The 14,969-nt window shown below is 54.8% G+C and carries 15 protein-coding genes and 1 tRNA gene; 5 read left to right on the plus strand and 11 right to left on the minus strand.

From position 1 onward, the window contains the following. Positions 1 to 3: 3 nt before the first annotated feature. A complete protein-coding gene (locus Pyrde_RS04570; protein WP_055408603.1) occupies positions 4 to 1,659 on the plus strand; it encodes a hydantoinase B/oxoprolinase family protein in 1,656 nt (551 codons plus the stop codon). A gap of 168 nt (positions 1,660 to 1,827) precedes the next feature. On the opposite strand, the gene Pyrde_RS04575 is transcribed toward Pyrde_RS04570, so the two are convergent. From Pyrde_RS04575 to Pyrde_RS04585, 3 genes are all read right to left on the minus strand, one after another. Next, a complete protein-coding gene (locus Pyrde_RS04575; RefSeq protein ID WP_055408605.1) occupies positions 1,828 to 2,079 on the minus strand; it encodes a hypothetical protein in 252 nt (83 codons plus the stop codon). Between the two features lie 71 nt (positions 2,080 to 2,150). After that, a complete protein-coding gene (locus tag Pyrde_RS04580) occupies positions 2,151 to 3,149 on the minus strand; it encodes an SIS domain-containing protein (protein WP_143522024.1) in 999 nt (332 codons plus the stop codon). Positions 3,150 to 3,247: 98 nt separating this feature from the next. Next, a tRNA-Ile gene (locus Pyrde_RS04585) sits at positions 3,248 to 3,324 on the minus strand. Positions 3,325 to 3,455: 131 nt separating this feature from the next. On the opposite strand from Pyrde_RS04585, the gene Pyrde_RS04590 reads away from it, so the two are divergent. Next, the gene (locus tag Pyrde_RS04590) at positions 3,456 to 4,118 is read left to right on the plus strand and encodes a hypothetical protein (protein WP_231656801.1); all 663 of its coding nucleotides are present in this window, start codon (positions 3,456 to 3,458) and stop codon (positions 4,116 to 4,118) included. Here Pyrde_RS04590 and Pyrde_RS04595 read toward each other — a convergent pair. The 5 genes from Pyrde_RS04595 to Pyrde_RS04615 all read right to left on the minus strand — a co-directional run bounded on the left by Pyrde_RS04595 (position 4,096) and on the right by Pyrde_RS04615 (position 8,756). Continuing rightward, on the minus strand, positions 4,096 to 4,950 hold the full coding sequence (locus Pyrde_RS04595) for a hypothetical protein (RefSeq protein ID WP_055408609.1): 855 nt from the start codon (positions 4,948 to 4,950) through the stop codon (positions 4,096 to 4,098). The genes Pyrde_RS04590 and Pyrde_RS04595 overlap by 23 nt on opposite strands. A 107-nt stretch (positions 4,951 to 5,057) precedes the next feature. Further along, positions 5,058 to 5,858, minus strand: coding sequence for a zinc ribbon domain-containing protein (locus Pyrde_RS04600; RefSeq protein WP_055408611.1), 801 nt, complete (start codon positions 5,856 to 5,858; stop codon positions 5,058 to 5,060). 82 nt (positions 5,859 to 5,940) lie between these two features. After that, positions 5,941 to 6,984: a BUD32 family EKC/KEOPS complex subunit gene (locus Pyrde_RS04605; RefSeq protein ID WP_055408612.1), complete on the minus strand. Its 1,044-nt coding sequence runs from the start codon at positions 6,982 to 6,984 to the stop codon at positions 5,941 to 5,943. Between the two features lie 124 nt (positions 6,985 to 7,108). Further along, entirely contained in the window at positions 7,109 to 7,900 is a 792-nt protein-coding gene (locus Pyrde_RS04610) for a vWA domain-containing protein (protein WP_143522023.1), read from the minus strand. 97 nt (positions 7,901 to 7,997) lie between these two features. Beyond that, entirely contained in the window at positions 7,998 to 8,756 is a 759-nt protein-coding gene (locus Pyrde_RS04615; RefSeq protein ID WP_055408616.1) for a hypothetical protein, read from the minus strand. A gap of 103 nt (positions 8,757 to 8,859) precedes the next feature. Here Pyrde_RS04615 and Pyrde_RS04620 point away from each other — a divergent pair, with 103 nt between their 5' ends. Continuing rightward, the gene (locus Pyrde_RS04620) at positions 8,860 to 9,690 is read left to right on the plus strand and encodes a protein phosphatase 2C domain-containing protein (protein ID WP_082419475.1); all 831 of its coding nucleotides are present in this window, start codon (positions 8,860 to 8,862) and stop codon (positions 9,688 to 9,690) included. Here the strand turns inward: Pyrde_RS04620 and Pyrde_RS04625 are convergent. After that, a complete protein-coding gene (locus Pyrde_RS04625; protein WP_055408619.1) occupies positions 9,687 to 10,310 on the minus strand; it encodes a hypothetical protein in 624 nt (207 codons plus the stop codon). The genes Pyrde_RS04620 and Pyrde_RS04625 overlap by 4 nt on opposite strands. Before the next feature lie 33 nt (positions 10,311 to 10,343). Then, positions 10,344 to 11,801 (minus strand): oxygen-binding di-iron domain-containing protein, encoded by a 1,458-nt coding sequence (locus tag Pyrde_RS04630; protein WP_055408621.1) that lies wholly within the window; start codon positions 11,799 to 11,801, stop codon positions 10,344 to 10,346. Between the two features lie 162 nt (positions 11,802 to 11,963). Here Pyrde_RS04630 and Pyrde_RS04635 point away from each other — a divergent pair, with 162 nt between their 5' ends. Further along, positions 11,964 to 12,536 (plus strand): nucleotidyltransferase, encoded by a 573-nt coding sequence (locus Pyrde_RS04635; RefSeq protein WP_055408623.1) that lies wholly within the window; start codon positions 11,964 to 11,966, stop codon positions 12,534 to 12,536. Positions 12,537 to 12,595: 59 nt separating this feature from the next. Here Pyrde_RS04635 and Pyrde_RS04640 read toward each other — a convergent pair whose 3' ends face one another. After that, positions 12,596 to 12,829, minus strand: a complete 234-nt coding sequence (locus Pyrde_RS04640; protein WP_055410734.1) for a hypothetical protein — start codon at positions 12,827 to 12,829, stop codon at positions 12,596 to 12,598. Positions 12,830 to 13,083: 254 nt separating this feature from the next. Here Pyrde_RS04640 and Pyrde_RS04645 point away from each other — a divergent pair, with 254 nt between their 5' ends. Next, on the plus strand, positions 13,084 to 14,772 hold the full coding sequence (locus Pyrde_RS04645; protein WP_082419476.1) for an ABC-ATPase domain-containing protein: 1,689 nt from the start codon (positions 13,084 to 13,086) through the stop codon (positions 14,770 to 14,772). Positions 14,773 to 14,969: the final 197 nt, after the last annotated feature.

Here is a 14,969-nt window from a genome sequence, read left to right on the forward strand (position 1 = left end):
ACCATGCTGGACAAGATAACAGTCGAAGTGATAAGACACGCAGCCATCTTCACCGCAGAGGAGATGGGCATCGTCCTGCGGAACACCGCGTTCAGCCCAAACATAAGGGACCGTCTCGACTACTCCTGCGCAGTCCTGGCACCGAGCGGGGAGCTAGTAGCACAGGCCGAGCACATCCCAGTACACCTCGGCAGCATGCCCGTCGGAGTAAGGAACATGGTAGAGGCGCTGGAGAGAAACGGTGTCAGCTTGGGTCCCGGCGACGTCGCAGTCTCCAACGACCCATACATAACCGGGACACACCTCAACGACGTTATGGTGCTTAAGCCCGTCTACGTGGACGGCGTGCTCGTAGCCTACGTGGCCAACAAGGCCCACCACGTAGACGTGGGCGGCCTCATACCCGGTGGCATCGGGGCGGGGGTGCGCAGCCTACGCGAGGAGGGCCTAGTGATACCCCCAGTGAAGATAGTCGAGAATGGCCGGCTACGAGAGGACATTGTGAGACTCATCGAGTCCAACGTGAGGACGCCCAGGTATCTCCGCGGCGACCTGATGGCGCAGCTAGCCGCCCTCAACACTGGGGAGAAGAGGGTACAAGAGCTAGCTAGGCGCTATGGCGTTGAGACATTACTCGAGGCCTGGGAGGAGATACTAAGCTACACCGAGCGTTATACCCGGACCATCCTCCGCAGCCTAGCCAAGGAGAGAACCGGGGTCTACACTGCAGAGGACTACGTGGAGCTGGAGAGCGGCGAGCTGGCCAAGATACGGGTCCGGCTAGAGATAAGCCCTGAGCGCATAGTAGCTGACTTCACGGGGACCGCTAGGCAGGTCGAGGAGCCTCTCAACGCGGTCTACGGCGTAACCGTGGCCGCTACGACCTACGCGATAAAGGCCGTGATAGACCCCGACATGCCGATGAACAGCGGGTTCTACAGGGTCGTCGAGATACGGGCGCCCCGGGGGACACTGGTCAATCCTGTGCCCCCTGCCCCAGTCGGCGGGGGCAACGTGGAGACATCACAGAGGATAGCAGACGTTGTCCTACGCGCCCTAGCTGAGGCGTTCCCTGGCCGCGTGCCCGCCGCGAGCTGCGGGACTATGAGCAACCTCCTCCTGGGCGGCAAGGGCTGGGCATTCTACGAGACCATAGGCTGCGGCTCTGGCGGCAGGCCATGCTGCGACGGCGTAGACGGCGTACACACCAATATGACCAATACGCTGAACACCCCGATAGAGGTGGCTGAGGCAGAGTACCCGCTACTCTTCCGCGCCTACGAGCTACGGCCCGACAGCGGCGGTCCAGGGCGGAACCGGGGAGGCCTAGGCATAGTCCGGGCTGTCACAGTGCTCGAGGACGACGTCACCGTAACGGTGTACGCGGAGCGCCACCAGTTAAGACCATGGGGGCTGGAGGGTGGAGGAGCTGGAGCACCATTCCGCAGCTACGTGATAAGGGCTGGCGGGGAGAAGGTAGAGCTACCTCCTAAGGCCACGCTGAGGCTAGGCCGCGGCGACACCGTCTACGTCGAGACGCCGGGGGGCGGCGGCTATGGGGATCCCTGCGAGAGGCCCCGGGAGCTAGTAGAACGCGACATAGAAGACGGCAAGGTGTCCCCCGAGGCTGCAAGACACGGTTACTGCTACGAGGGCTAGCGCCGCTGAGGAAATAGTGCCCCTCATCGCTTCATCCAGGTGGACGCCCCGAGGCCCCTCGTGGGGCTCCTCTGCTCAGGGGCCACCAGCCAGGAGCGTCACATTTCTGCAAAAACGCTGGACTGTCCTCGGTTTCTAGGCTCCAGAATATGTCCGTGTTAGAGCCGTTTAGAGCTGTACATCGATTGTACGGGTTATAGTTGCTGCTAGGTGCTCCGGCTTCGTGTACCACTTGTCGTAGGTGTACTTCTTGCCCTTGAAGCTTAGCTCTACTATCTCGCCCTTGTCGGCAATGTTCATCAGAGTCTCGCCTTCCTTAATGAGCTTCATTGTCGAGCCGACAACCATTACCTTTATGCCCTTCTCCTGTAGCTTGGGCTTGATTAGCTCCTTTAGCTTGGATAGGTACTCGCTGGCCATAGGCCTGCTCCCTCCATGCAGGGGCCCGAGGCGCTGCTACTGTATTAAATATTGCCTTACAATACCAGGCCCTAGTCCAGGGCGTCCCAGCCCGTCGTACCCTCTACCACCGAGCGGAACGCCTTTATCGTCCGGATACGCTCTGGGTCGATACCCTTCCTCAGCGCGTACAGCACAGAAGCGAGACCCGCGAGCCACGTACCCCAGACCATCCGCGAGACCATGTTGCCGCCGCGGAGTTTCACCACGTGGACGCTAGCCGGCCTCGCTAGGCCCACAACCTGGTGTAGAAGCGTACTCCATGGCTCTTCTCCGGGGTCTAGTACTAGTACCCTGGCATCACCCCCTGCAGCCCACGCCTCAATCATGTTATGGCCTATCTCAGGAACTTGACCGGTATCGGCTGCCAGCTTAGCGTTCTCTGCTAGCTCGCTCCTCATCCTCACCGCTACGGGGTAGTAAGGCTCCGGGGCTAGGATTACGAGACGACCGCTGCTACCCAGTAGCCACTCAACCAGCTCCCGGGCCTCCGCCTCGGCTTTCTCACGGTCACCGAGGAGCTGGATAGACTCCTCCACATGGCTACTCGGCACCTGGATGAGACCAGCTGCCTTGAGGCTGCCAAGCATAGTGTAGAATAACTGTGGCCAGCCTGCACGCGGCGCCGGAGCCTCCTCTACCACCGCTACCGGCACGCCTACACGCCTAGCCCAGGCAGCTAGCCGGCCACCAGTAGTGACGGCCACCACGTTGGCTCCTAGCCTGTAGGCTCTGGAGGCACAGTTCAGCGTCTCCCGCGTGTTCCCCGAAAAACTGACAGCATAGACTAGGCTCCCCCGACACCACCTCGGAGGCTCAGCCGACTTCACCACATAGACTGGGAGCCCTCCATACGCGGCAGAGAGCGCTGCTAGGTAGTCTCCTGCCGCACCACTGCCCCCCATGCCACATACTACGACATTCTCTGCCCGCGCGTAGCCCGGAGGGAGCTGGAGAGCAAGCCCCGAAGCATAGGCTCGGCGCGCTGGCCCAGCCCAATTGAGGTAATACTCGTAGAAGCTTGACGCCATGCCCAACTACACCCACTATACTCTCTAGCACAGAGGCTAGAGACCTAAAGAAGCCACTGCATCCCGTAGAAGCCCGCAAGGAGCAGGGGAGAATAGGGTGGTGGGCCCGGGGGGATTCGAACCCCCGACCTCCCGGTTATCAGCCGGGCGCTCCGCCGGGCTGAGCTACGGGCCCACAGCCAAACGTGGACCAGACCGCCCTGGCCGAGGCTTCCCCCAGGCCCCGTCTGGTGAGCTAGAGGCCCGTCTAGGGTTATTTGAGTCTTGCACCCAGAGGGTTGTAGCCGGGAGTAGGGGGCAGGAAGATTGAGTCTCCGCCGGCGGAGGATGCAGCGAAGCGGCAGTAGTGGTGGACGACGAGGCCCCGGGGCTAGTGATGCGTTCCTACGAGAGGCTAGCGAGGCCGTTGAGCCCGTACATGGGCAGGGGTTCTTCTACGTGGGCTACGGCTACGTGGCATACTACCTTGTCTTCGACTACCTGGATCCACTGGGCTACTACGACGCTGTACTCCGGGACCCGAGGCTCTACGAGGAGGAGGTTCTACGGCTCTACTACGGGATGCAGGAGCTCGTTGACCAGGAGAAGGTGGTCGTCAACGGCGAGCGTGTAAGACCCCGGGTCGCGATGGTCGATATAGGGTTCCGGGGCCGCAAGAACCGGGTCTTCATAGTCTTCGCGCTCCGGTTCACAGCGCCTATAAGACCGGGCGTAAACGTGTACGAGAACCACTATGAGCCGGAGGAGATAGAGTATAGCTACGAAGCCTACTGGATATTCCCGCCGGGCTCGAGGATACTCGAAGTGGATATGGGTACTGGGACTGAGGACTGGGAGATAGTCGGGAAGAATACCCTAGCCATCTACGGGCATCGAGGCGGCCGCACAGGCGGCTACGAGAAGATAGTCTTCCGGATGCCCGAGCCCGGACAGCTAGTAGCGGGGTTCACCGGGGACGAGGAAGATTAGCTTGTTCTACGTAGACTCTTACTTCCTCTGCCTGGAGCCGAGCCGCGCCTTCGAGAGCCCGCTCTCCGACTAGCGTCTCTTCACCCGATATTAGGAGTAGCTCGATCCTCCTAGGTGAGGGGTCACTATAGACGTGTAGTTCACCTTGCTCTCCTCGGCACCTCATGTATAGCCTGGCGTTCACCGTTAATAGTTCATCGAGGATGTCAATGCATGTTCTGCCGGCTGTGCGAACCCCTATCTCCTGGCCCCTCAGCGCTATAGCGCTAGCAGCAAGGATGTTGAAGATGTCACCTATTTCGAAGCCTCTCCTCCTGACAATCGCAGCGTACATAGAGCCTGCCGGGGAGGGTATCGTTGTCAGCCTAGGCTGCGGCGTAGCCGGCTGCTGTACCCTAGCTGGCTCCATAGGTCTGACCTGCCTAGTTTGGGTCGCCTGTGCAGCTGGTGAGCCCGTTTGCTGGGAGCGTAGCCCTACAAGTTGTGCTACGGCAGCAACGCCACCAGGTATGATACTTGAAGGCATTGCCTGGAAGTCTATCCTCACTCTGTCATCGCTGAGTTTAATTATCTCTATAGTGCCCTGCTTCGCGTCTAGAAACTTAGCAAGCTCTTGGAGACATTGCTGTCCATATAATGGCGTTCCACGGGATCGAACCGCTATACAGCCCGCCCTTCCATCGCGAGAAACCTCTAAATGGAATGTGAAGCCGTGGGGAGCGTAGTAAACGAGGCGTGCATAGCCTAGCTTAATAGTTTCCACGATGGCGTTACGGAGAGGAAGCCTTGAAGCGTCTACTAGGCGGAGAGTATGGCCACGGGTTACAAACAAGGCTTGATCCGCACCTCTCTTGATAGTATTGATAATATAGGAGTACTATGAGTCGGGACTACGTTGTAAACACTACCGGCTCTCGACGAGCCCGGGATGCAGATAAATTATTGCCTTCTCTTCTCCGTCAGTATTAGACCCAGCGACGCTGCTAGAGGTGCTGCGCCAACTATAGTGGCTATGACTGGGTCTATGCCGAGTAGGAGCGAGCTAGCATAGTATGCCGCAACTACTCCTCCACCTATAGTCAATCTTATTAGGAGCGGGGTTTCGCCCTTCTCTTCTGAGACTACTTCACCTTCATTGCTCTGAGCACGTGGAGTCACTGCTACTGCTGAGCGTTGTTTCTCCGCCTTAGCTGGCTCAACACGTCCTGGCGCGAGCATTAATTCTGCGCCGCAATTGGGACAACTACGTGCAGGACTTGCTGTCCCACAGTAGGGGCAAAGAGTGGCCGTAAATGGTATTCTTTTGCCGCAGCTCGGACAGGTATAGGTATGTACGTCGAGTACCGCGCTACAGTTCGGGCAAGAGATTGGCGCTCCCGTAGCCAGCCTCCTCACCGGGTCAAGCAGACTCTCTACTGCCTGGCGTTCACCTAGGATAGCTACTGTGAATCCCTCACCTACATCAGCTACAAGGAGAGCCTTACCGCCTTGATCGGCTAGTATGACGCGGGCATTACCAGTAAGCTTCTGCCAGCTAGATTCGAGATAAACAGCGCTCGCTGCGGCAAGTTCGTCAGCGTATATTTCATATTCGGGGTTCAGCGCTTGTACACTATAAGTGAAACCTTCATGAGCAGCAACAACTATATCAACACCGTCGACGGAGGATGCGAGCGCAATTATACTGGTAATCCTCTCCTCGGGAGAAGCTATCCTCGGCACAGCCAGCGCCTCGGTCACGACGTAGAAACACCCCGCTACTACAGGAGGGTTTAAGGCTCTGCATTAATAATATACTCCCGCGTCTAGCAAAATCACTGTACTAGACTATGGCCGATAATGTGTAACTCGGCATATTCCTCTTCTCGGCAACATCCACCACGAATACATGATAGAATGCTGCAACCACTTCATCGCCGAGCCTACCCCAGAGCTGCCGGAGCTCCCGGAATTCCCCATTATCGAGGAAGCCCAGGTCAACCATGGCCTGGGGTGGCCAGCCACCAGGATAGCCCTTCTCACGTTCGATCTCTACTACGTCCCTCCAGTAGCTCGCAGAGACTGCTGGAAGGCCCTGGAAGGGGCTAAGCCCCGCATACACATGAGCTACGAGCTGTAGACCATACCAGGTGGGGGTCCATGCAACCCATGATAGTATGTTGTGCGGGAGCTTCGATGGGAGCAACGGTATCGGCAGCTCGCCTGGATCGGGACTACGCAACTCTATACCGAGGTCAGCCAGTAGATCGACAGGCATGTAGTGGGCGTCACGCGCCGGGATAACTATAAGCGGGTAATCTGGCTCACTCATAACTGCTGCAGCCTCTATGTCGAAGAGGTAGACCCACCTACGACCATCTACAATGCCTAGCGCTGCATTAGAGGTAGTCACGTCTACATGGACTATGTCGGCAGCCTCGAGACAGGCTAGAGCCTTAAGCACGTCGAGCGCCATTGCAGCACGTTCACCATCATTTATCATCAGGAGGTAGTCGTGCAGCTTCTCCTCATCGTTAACTATATCCGCTATAGTAGTGAAGCCCTCCACGCTCCGGAAGACAAGTACCGCTTGCTCGCCAAGAGCCCCCACTGCAAGGGGAAGTCCGCGACTAACGAGGCTACGGGGAAGTGCTGGACCACAGCGGCGACGAAGTCTAACTAGCCTGCGGAGTATCTCCGCTATACGCTCTATGGGCTTAGCAAGCTGGGTCTGCTTCTCAGTAAACACCTTAGCTATGTATCTCTGATTACCTATCTTGAGCTCGTATATGTCAGCCTCGCCACCGCTATCTATGAACTCCCAGCTAGAGGTATCACTCGACACGACACGGCCATCAACAAATACTAGCGTTATCTTGGCCACCATGCCCTACCTCCTGACTACCCATAGTCTAAGGAGCTACTTAGTGCAGTTAGGGACTATCCGGGAGATACAAAAGACAAATGCTAAGAAACCATGTACTAGACTGATAACGAAAGTTACCCGGGAGCTAGAGTACTGCTGTCTCGCTCAGTCTCTCTACGAAGCGACGTACAGCCTCTTCCCACTCTTTCGTTATCCTATCATCCCTTGGTGCATCGATGAACATCTTCTCGTGGTACGGCGGATCTACTATGTCTATAAGGCCGCGCTCTTCTAGCACCTTGCGTTGTGCCTCTCGGAGAAAGCTAGCTATGTCGCGTAGTGTTTCACGGTCTGCGTCAAGCCCGAGTGCTATAGTAGCTAAGCCTATCCTATTCCTCTGGTTAAGTTCTTGAAGCTTTGCCAGCATCTCTCCCGTGAGCTTCTCCGCCGCAGTAGCCACATCCTCCGGTGTCCTCTTGGTCTCTTTACCGTCAGTGAAGAGGAATACAGTGACGTATTTCTCGCTTGGTAGACTCGTATCACTTATATATCTTTCAACTACACCCATAGCTTGTTCGATAGCATCCGCCATTGCAGTCATGCCATATGGTTCATTCTCGTTTAGACTTTCTTTGAAGGCTTGTAGAGCTGGGTTATCCCCAGTAACGGGAAAATACACCTGCCCGCCTCTCTCAACAACTGCTACATCATCACTAAACCATACAAAGCCTACACGAAATGCTGGCGCCATGTTGCTTCTGTTCAAACGATATAATAGCTTCTCAACAAGTTCTACCAAATGATCCCACTTACCTCTATGGTCATAAGTCTTCGGCTCGCTCATGCTAAGTGAACGATCAAGAACGAATACTACTAGCACAGTATAGCTAAGTGGCCGCTTCTTTAACACCTTTAGTATCGTCGAGGGAAGCGCCATAGTAATCCTCCTCTCCCCCGTAAGACCCACAGCGTTTCTATAATCCGGGCCTAAGCTATTCTAAAGTGCTATATATTGTTACTTAACTGATACATCTCTATTCTTCTTCGCGCTTTAACACAGTGATGACGCCTACTCCGCCAGCAACGCTAGCAAACACTATCGAATTCTGAGTAGCTATTACTATGCGTTGTACTTGTCCTTCACCAAGTTCTTCAAGTGCTTTAGAGAGAATAGAGATAGCTTCCGATAAACCACGGGCTGCCCTTGCTGCTTGGTCCTCAGGTAATCCATCAACGTTTATCATATTGCTGGTAGTGAGGTCCACCGCCATACTCCTTATAGTGCTACCGCCGGCGAATTTTGCTTGACCGCCTTGAGCCATTGAGAGAAGATTGAGAAGCTCTACGAATATGTCTCCTAGCTTGCCGCCTGGTGCACGCGGCTGGAGCACTGCAGGGAATGAGCTAACGAGTCCAACAACGAATCGGTTAACTATCCTCGAGACAGCATCGCCGCCATACTCCTCTACGAGAGGGCCTCCCATCTCCGCCTCTATATAGAGGCGGCAAGTTGCTCCCCGGCTTACTGCCGTGACTATCACTTTGCCATTAAGATCACCCTTTGCTTCGTATACTAGACGGTCGGGTTCCTTCCTTAGACGAACCTCTACGCGATATTCGCGCTTCAGCGTAGAGGAGAATACCAGTATCGCAGCGTCTCTCTTTTCGCCTCTTTCAACAAGTCTTGCGGCTCCTGCAAAGAAGTCGCCCGGGTTCTTGGAGGCTAGAAACGTTATGACTCTATCACAAGGCGCACGTATATCTAGAACAACGTCTCTACGAATACTAGGCACCAGACTTTGCACCCCAGCCTGAATTTGTTAGCCTTTTGGGGAGGAATATTATTACTTAGGGGGCCATCAGTGGGATAAAGAGCTACGGGTGTGAGGGGAAGCCTTGCCCTGGCGAGTGTGGGTCGCGACGCTCAATACAGTACACGGAGAAGACGACATCAGCTACTGGTTGTCGAAAGACGCTAACAGGGGTGCCGCGGCTGTAGCTGACGGTGTATCAACAACTGGCGGGGGAGGCGCATCATATCTCGCAGCACACGGGTTTACCCTAGCATGCCGCATACTAGCCCGAGAAGCTAGCCTCAACACCTTAAGATCCTGCCTATCCTATGTATCTAAGTTGGCACGCGAATCAAATATCTCAGACGCCGACACTATCGCTGAGGTAAAGAGGAGATACTACAAGGAGTGTAGCCAGGACGGGACACCGTGCGTCACACCGCTAGACTTCGACACAATAACTCTAAAGCCTCTCAAAGCAGCCCAGCCACAACCACGAGAGCTAGGAGCCGAAATACCTGCCACAACGCTTCTAGGAGCGCTCTTTGCCGGAGACACTATTGCACTCACGTTAGCAGGCGATGGCATAGTAATAGGTGCAGGTACATCCAAGGAGGAGACATGGCTGCTGTGGGGCGCATTGCCCCAGTTCTTTGAGGGAAGTAGGCTAGCCCGCTTTGTAGAAATAGGTAGTGGACTCCACGGCCACCCCGTAGAGATGGTTCTCCGAAGCGAGCCTGGCCACGTCTACGTGCTGGCGACTGATGGTGTTGATCCCGCAGCATTGGCTGAAACACTAATGGATATCGTACTAAATTACCCATCACCAACTAGTGTGGGCAATCCCGCAGCATACTTGCTTAGGAAGATTCTCGAAAAAACTGGCGGCTTTGATGACGATGCATCTCTAGTGTTCATATACCATACAAGCTAGCTCTTCTTATCTATAGAGGATATATCGTAGATGGTGACTAACACATCACTACGGCCACGTAGACTCTCTATGACGTTCTTTACCTGTTCTGGGTTCAACGGCATTCCTAGCTGCGCAGCCGCTACCACCCGACCATTGTCGGCAGCTATAAAGTAGTCTGAGTTATCTACCGATATACGGAGAAGTACTAGTTTCTTCCGTGACAATGCTGCGACAAAATCAGCCCCTGCGAGGGGACCACGGTAGAGTATGGGTGCACGGAGAACTGTCTCGATAACATAGGTTACGTTTGCAAGCTTCTCAGACATCTCCTTGCTCCACTTTTTCTCGTCAACTACAAGTTTGAACATTTTCTCTTCCGCTGCTTGTGGCCTAGCTGGAGCCTTCGCTTGTACAGTCTCTAGCTTCGCCGCTGCACCAGCTACTATGGAGATACGTATCCTATAATCGTTGAGTCTTTTTATGCTATAGCCTCTCTTAGCTGCCCAACGTTCTACAACAGAGACTGCTTCTTTGTCGACATCGACTATAGCTTCGCCAGTTCTTCTAATGAGCTTCTCGATTAGGTTATAGGGTATAAATGGACCCATACCACGTAGCTCAAGACTGTTCTCGGTCAAACACGTCACCCCATTTCCCTGATTATCCTACTTCTAGCTCTCTATGAATTCGAGTAGATCTGATAGAAGCTTCTTCACGCGCGCACGGCCAGCAAGCATCGGGCCATGGTGTGGGGCCAGCACCTCTATGTCGAGACTGATTACGCGTTCAAGCCACTCACGGAGAGGCCTTGACTCCGCCGTGTAGCTGACATAGCTCTTTACCATGTCCAGGTAGGCGTCGAAGTCGTCGACGTATATGCTCCAGAGACCCGGTGGTGATACTGCTCCGAGCACGTTTCCTGTAAACAGAACTTTCGCTGTCGGGTCATAGATCGAGACTACTGGTGCACCCCGTGTCCTAGCTGGTATGATGAGGAGCTTTGTAGAACCTAGCTCTAGCTCGGTCTCCCTCGCCGGTAGTATTGTGAGCTTTCCGGCTACCTCTCGTGCCGCTGAAGCCAGGAGACCGGCCCAGTAGGACGTGGCTAGTATATTAGCTCTATTTACTTTGGATGCTACCGCCTTTAGGCCTTCTGCAACGTCGGCCTCGGCGTGCGTGAGTAGTATGTACCTTACATAATCCATGTCGCCTATGACGTTGCGTAGACCACGTAGTAGTCTCTCATCGCCGCTGGGATTAATTATAGCCGCCTCGTAGTTATCAACTATGATATACGTGTTAGGGGCTATGCCACCATATTCTAGCCGGGTCTTGCCACCGACCCAGTATACTCTGTGCCCAGTACTCTCGTAGACTGGTTCAGGTTCGTAGAGGAGTGCCTCACTACTACCCGTGAGGCTCCATGCCTTTATCCGTACACGGTGGCCTGGCGGCCTTTGAGCTATTGTTATAGCTTGTTCTCCCTTAGCCTTTTTGCCATTTATCTCGGCATAGACACCTGTTACCTTGTTACCGCGTAGCACGAAGCGTAGTAGATACCTAGATTTGTAGTCCTTAACTTCTGCAAGGTAGTCGTCGTAGCCCAGTACTGCTGTAAGCCTTAAAGCTGCTTCTGTCAAGACATTTGAGACTGGAGTGAAACTATCATAGTAGACGAGAGTTGTAACGGGTGGAAGTGGTTCTTCCAGCGCGGCGAGGTTGTTGTCGGCTGACACTAGGTTTATCTTGGGCTGGGATGCCTCAATCCTCTTAGAGATGCCTTCTGCTATACTTTTCACAAATTCATTGACTAGCTTTGAGACTCTACCTCCGCCACCTCCACTAACAAGTATGTGACTACCTTCACCCGTATCGAGTATATCTATAGCTATTACGAGTGAATCCATATCACCCTTCATGACTAGCAATATAGTTTCATCGGTCTCATAGACTTTTACGTCTAGCCTTATTCTCCTAGTACCAAATCCCAGGAGACGTGGCACCTTGACTACTATGTAGCTTTCGCCAACCTCGTCAACACTGGGAATACCCTTTAAGAGCTCAGTAACTCTGCCTAGGAGCTTCCTAACACTCTCGGAGTCCAGCGCGACTGTGAGCCGTATGCTCATTCCTCCCTTCAGCCCCAGTTACCTTTTTTCCTAACCTAACTCTAGCATTTAGAGCCTTACCCGCTACAGAAGCTCGAACTCCGGCAAGCCCGGACGATAAAGCCGCTACTAGGGGTAAAATACTCCAGGACACGCTGACCCTAGACTGGGTGTAAAGCTGGGATGGCGTACAGCCTCAAAGACCTCGCCTGGCTTCTCGAAAAACTCCAGACAAAGGGCGTCAAAGGTGTAGTAGTGGGAAGCACCGTCATTGATCTCGAGCTCCGGAAGAAGCAGTTCGAAGACGATATAGACATATTCGTGATAGAGCCAAGTCCGCTCATCGAAGAAGACTTTTACCGCGGATTAGCTGAAGAAGAAGGATGGCAGATAAGCTATACTGCTCTCGGAACTCCAAAGCTCGTAGCAAAGCTCCCCAGCGGCGAGGAGGTAGTAGTAGAGCTCTACGAGAACATCCTCGACTACTATATACCTCCCGAGATACTCGAGAATGCACCAAAGAAGAGGATCGGCAAGACAGAGGCCCGGTTTATCCGCCCAGAGGACTACATAGTTCTCAAGGCTAAGGCTGCTCGAGAAGCTGATATCGAGGACCTGAGGATAGTCCGAGAGTACATCGATGAGGGTAAGCTGCGGGTAGACGAGAGGATAATCAAGCGCGACGTAGAACTCCTACCCGAGGACGACCGGGGCTTCGTGGTAAACAAGCTCCGCGAGCTAGGCTTTAGGGTATAGGCGGTACAACAGTCATAGCGCTTTGACGACTTTTCTCCTGGTAGTCGGGAACCCGGGGGTTACTCTGGAAGCTCCACCTCGACTATCTTGGCGTCTACCGCCTCGCGCACCTCCGATTCACACCAGGCTTCACTCATCCTGACAACTTCTTCCTTCACTTTCTCAATTGCCTCTTCGAGGCTCTCTCCCTGAGCCTGAGCCCCGCTCATAGGCTCGACTGCCACGTACCAGGTTGTACCGTCTTCTTCAACCTCCTTGTACACTACTATCCCGACCTTTACACGGCGAGCCATACGCGCCACCCCATGGAGTAGCATCACCCGTAAACTCATGTTAATAAACTATTTGGTTATGCTTCCTATAGCAAAATATTTCTATGTAGAATTACTGACAAAAACAGCAAACCAACTAAGACGGGACTCTAAACAAGCCTATACGCGTTGCAGAAGAGGCATCCCCAAACCACAAGTGTAGGAACACTACCGCTAGAAGTGAGGGACGAAGAGGAACGGAGCCCTTTGGGCCCCTCCCCTCTCCCCGGGGCTTCATGATGCTACCCTTCTTTGCCCCTGTCAGTTATCGTTGCCCCATGGTGGCTAAGCAAGTGGTTCATACCATATCTGATGTGCTCCGACGCATAGACGGCAGGGGCTACAAGGCTTATCGCGAACTCCTAGGCGTTTCCGAGACTATTCAGGGCCTCCGCATCAGAGTTACCCGCGTCCAGGGTGACCCCTTCGCCCCACCAAGCGTAGTACGGATTGACGTCAAGCCGAGGCTGCCGCAGTGGGCTATCCGCTATCCAGTAGCAACAGCCGACTATATCTACCGCCAGCTCTACCGTGCTCTTCGGAGGCTCTCGGCGAGGCTCGGCGAGGGCCACAGCGGGTTCCTCGGCGTCCCACGGCCCGGCCCTGTTATGCTGCAGCGCAGCGGCGTAGAGCTAGACAATAGCGGGCATCTCGTAGTCCGCGTCTGGGCTGGCCTCCCAAGCCGGCGGCGACGTGTCCTGGCAGATGCCGCCGAGGATCTCCTACTCCACCGTATACCCCGTGCAGTACAAGAAGCCATCCGCGTAGATGCTGAGGCCCTCAGGAGGCACGTCGACACTTGGCGCCTCCAGGAGGAGATACGCAGCAAGCTGCCGCGCCTCGGCCTCGTAGCATTTATTGGAGACGGCAGTATCCTCCCACGACGCTGTGGCAGCTGCGACGATCCGCTTCCTGGTGCTGTACCGTTCGAGTCGCCTCCGAGCCTCCGCGTAGAGGTGGAGACGAGCCTAGGTAGTGTCACCGGCATGGGTGTGCGCCGCGGTGTCACAGTCATAGCAGGTACAGCGTTCCACGGCAAGACAACACTGCTAGAAGCCATACAGTACGGCGTGTACAACCACGTACCCGGCGATGGCAGAGAACGCGTCGTCACAATCCGTGAAGCCGTCAAGGTACGCGCTGAGGACGGTAGAAGCGTAGCGTGTGTCGATATCTCTACTTTTGTCCACAGTCTGCCGGGGGGCCGCAGTACTAGCTGCTTCACTACGAGCGATGCTAGCGGCGCTACAAGCATGGCCGCCGCTATACAGGAGGCAGTAGAGGCCGGTGCCAAACTCATACTCATCGACGAGGATACTTCGGCTACTAACCTACTCTTCTACGACGAGCGCGCTGCGCCGCTCATCCGCAGGAAGACGGTAACCACCATAGCCGAGCAGGCAGCCTCTATGGCATCAAAGGGCGTATCCCTCGTCATAGTTTCAAGCGGCTCGATGCCTCTCATAGCCGCTGCAGACACCGTCATAATCATGGAGGATTACAAGCCGAGAGACGTTACGCCCGAGGCCCACCAGCTCGCCAGGGATATCACAGCCTCCGAGGATTATCATGCCCCGCGTAGCCGCGTCCTCGTCAGAGCCCCGAGGCTTGTTAAGCCAAAGCTCCGGGGCCCCTGGCTTGTTGCTAAGAATCTCGATGAGCCGCTCACTCTTGAGTCGAACGAGCAGCTCGTCGAGGAGGGCCAGCTACGCCTCTTAGTGGCAATCGCAGCTAGACTAAACCATTTCGAGGGTCTATCCATGCGCAGCATAGCCTATCGTATAGACCAAGACACGAGGGAGGGCTTCCAACAGCTCCTCCGTGGCGAACCTGGACCAGGCTACGCTGAGGTTCGAGGCATTGATGTTATACACTTGATTAACAGGATACCGAGTGTTAAGGTTCAACAAGAGACCGGCAGCTGAGAGTAACATTGAAATATCCGGTTACACTGGCGTGTGTAGGTAAAATGGGGTTGGCTGAGATACTGGGCCACCTATCCCGGGGAGAGGGGAGAGGTTTCCCGGGCTCCCACCCACTCCTCCCTTCTATGCATCTCCTATCCTATATCCCTAGTGGCCTTGAAGTGGGAGCGTAACCCGTAAGTATAACCGCTCATGCA

The organism is Pyrodictium delaneyi (assembly GCF_001412615.1).
Taxonomy (GTDB): Archaea; Thermoproteota; Thermoprotei_A; order Sulfolobales; family Pyrodictiaceae; genus Pyrodictium; species Pyrodictium delaneyi.

Bases quoted from the DNA above. Each gene is read 5' to 3' on its own strand.
- Pyrde_RS04570 (WP_055408603.1), top strand. From the start codon at position 4: ATGCTGGACAAGATAACAGTCGAAGTGATAAGACACGCAGCCATCTTC.
- Pyrde_RS04575 (WP_055408605.1), bottom strand. From the start codon at position 2,079: ATGGCCAGCGAGTACCTATCCAAGCTAAAGGAGCTAATCAAGCCCAAG.
- Pyrde_RS04580 (WP_143522024.1), bottom strand. From the start codon at position 3,149: ATGGCGTCAAGCTTCTACGAGTATTACCTCAATTGGGCTGGGCCAGCG.
- Pyrde_RS04605 (WP_055408612.1), bottom strand. From the start codon at position 6,984: ATGGTGGCCAAGATAACGCTAGTATTTGTTGATGGCCGTGTCGTGTCG.
- Pyrde_RS04610 (WP_143522023.1), bottom strand. From the start codon at position 7,900: ATGGCGCTTCCCTCGACGATACTAAAGGTGTTAAAGAAGCGGCCACTT.
- Pyrde_RS04630 (WP_055408621.1), bottom strand. From the start codon at position 11,801: ATGAGCATACGGCTCACAGTCGCGCTGGACTCCGAGAGTGTTAGGAAG.
- Pyrde_RS04635 (WP_055408623.1), top strand. From the start codon at position 11,964: ATGGCGTACAGCCTCAAAGACCTCGCCTGGCTTCTCGAAAAACTCCAG.
- Pyrde_RS04640 (WP_055410734.1), bottom strand. From the start codon at position 12,829: ATGGCTCGCCGTGTAAAGGTCGGGATAGTAGTGTACAAGGAGGTTGAA.
- Pyrde_RS04645 (WP_082419476.1), top strand. From the start codon at position 13,084: ATGATGCTACCCTTCTTTGCCCCTGTCAGTTATCGTTGCCCCATGGTG.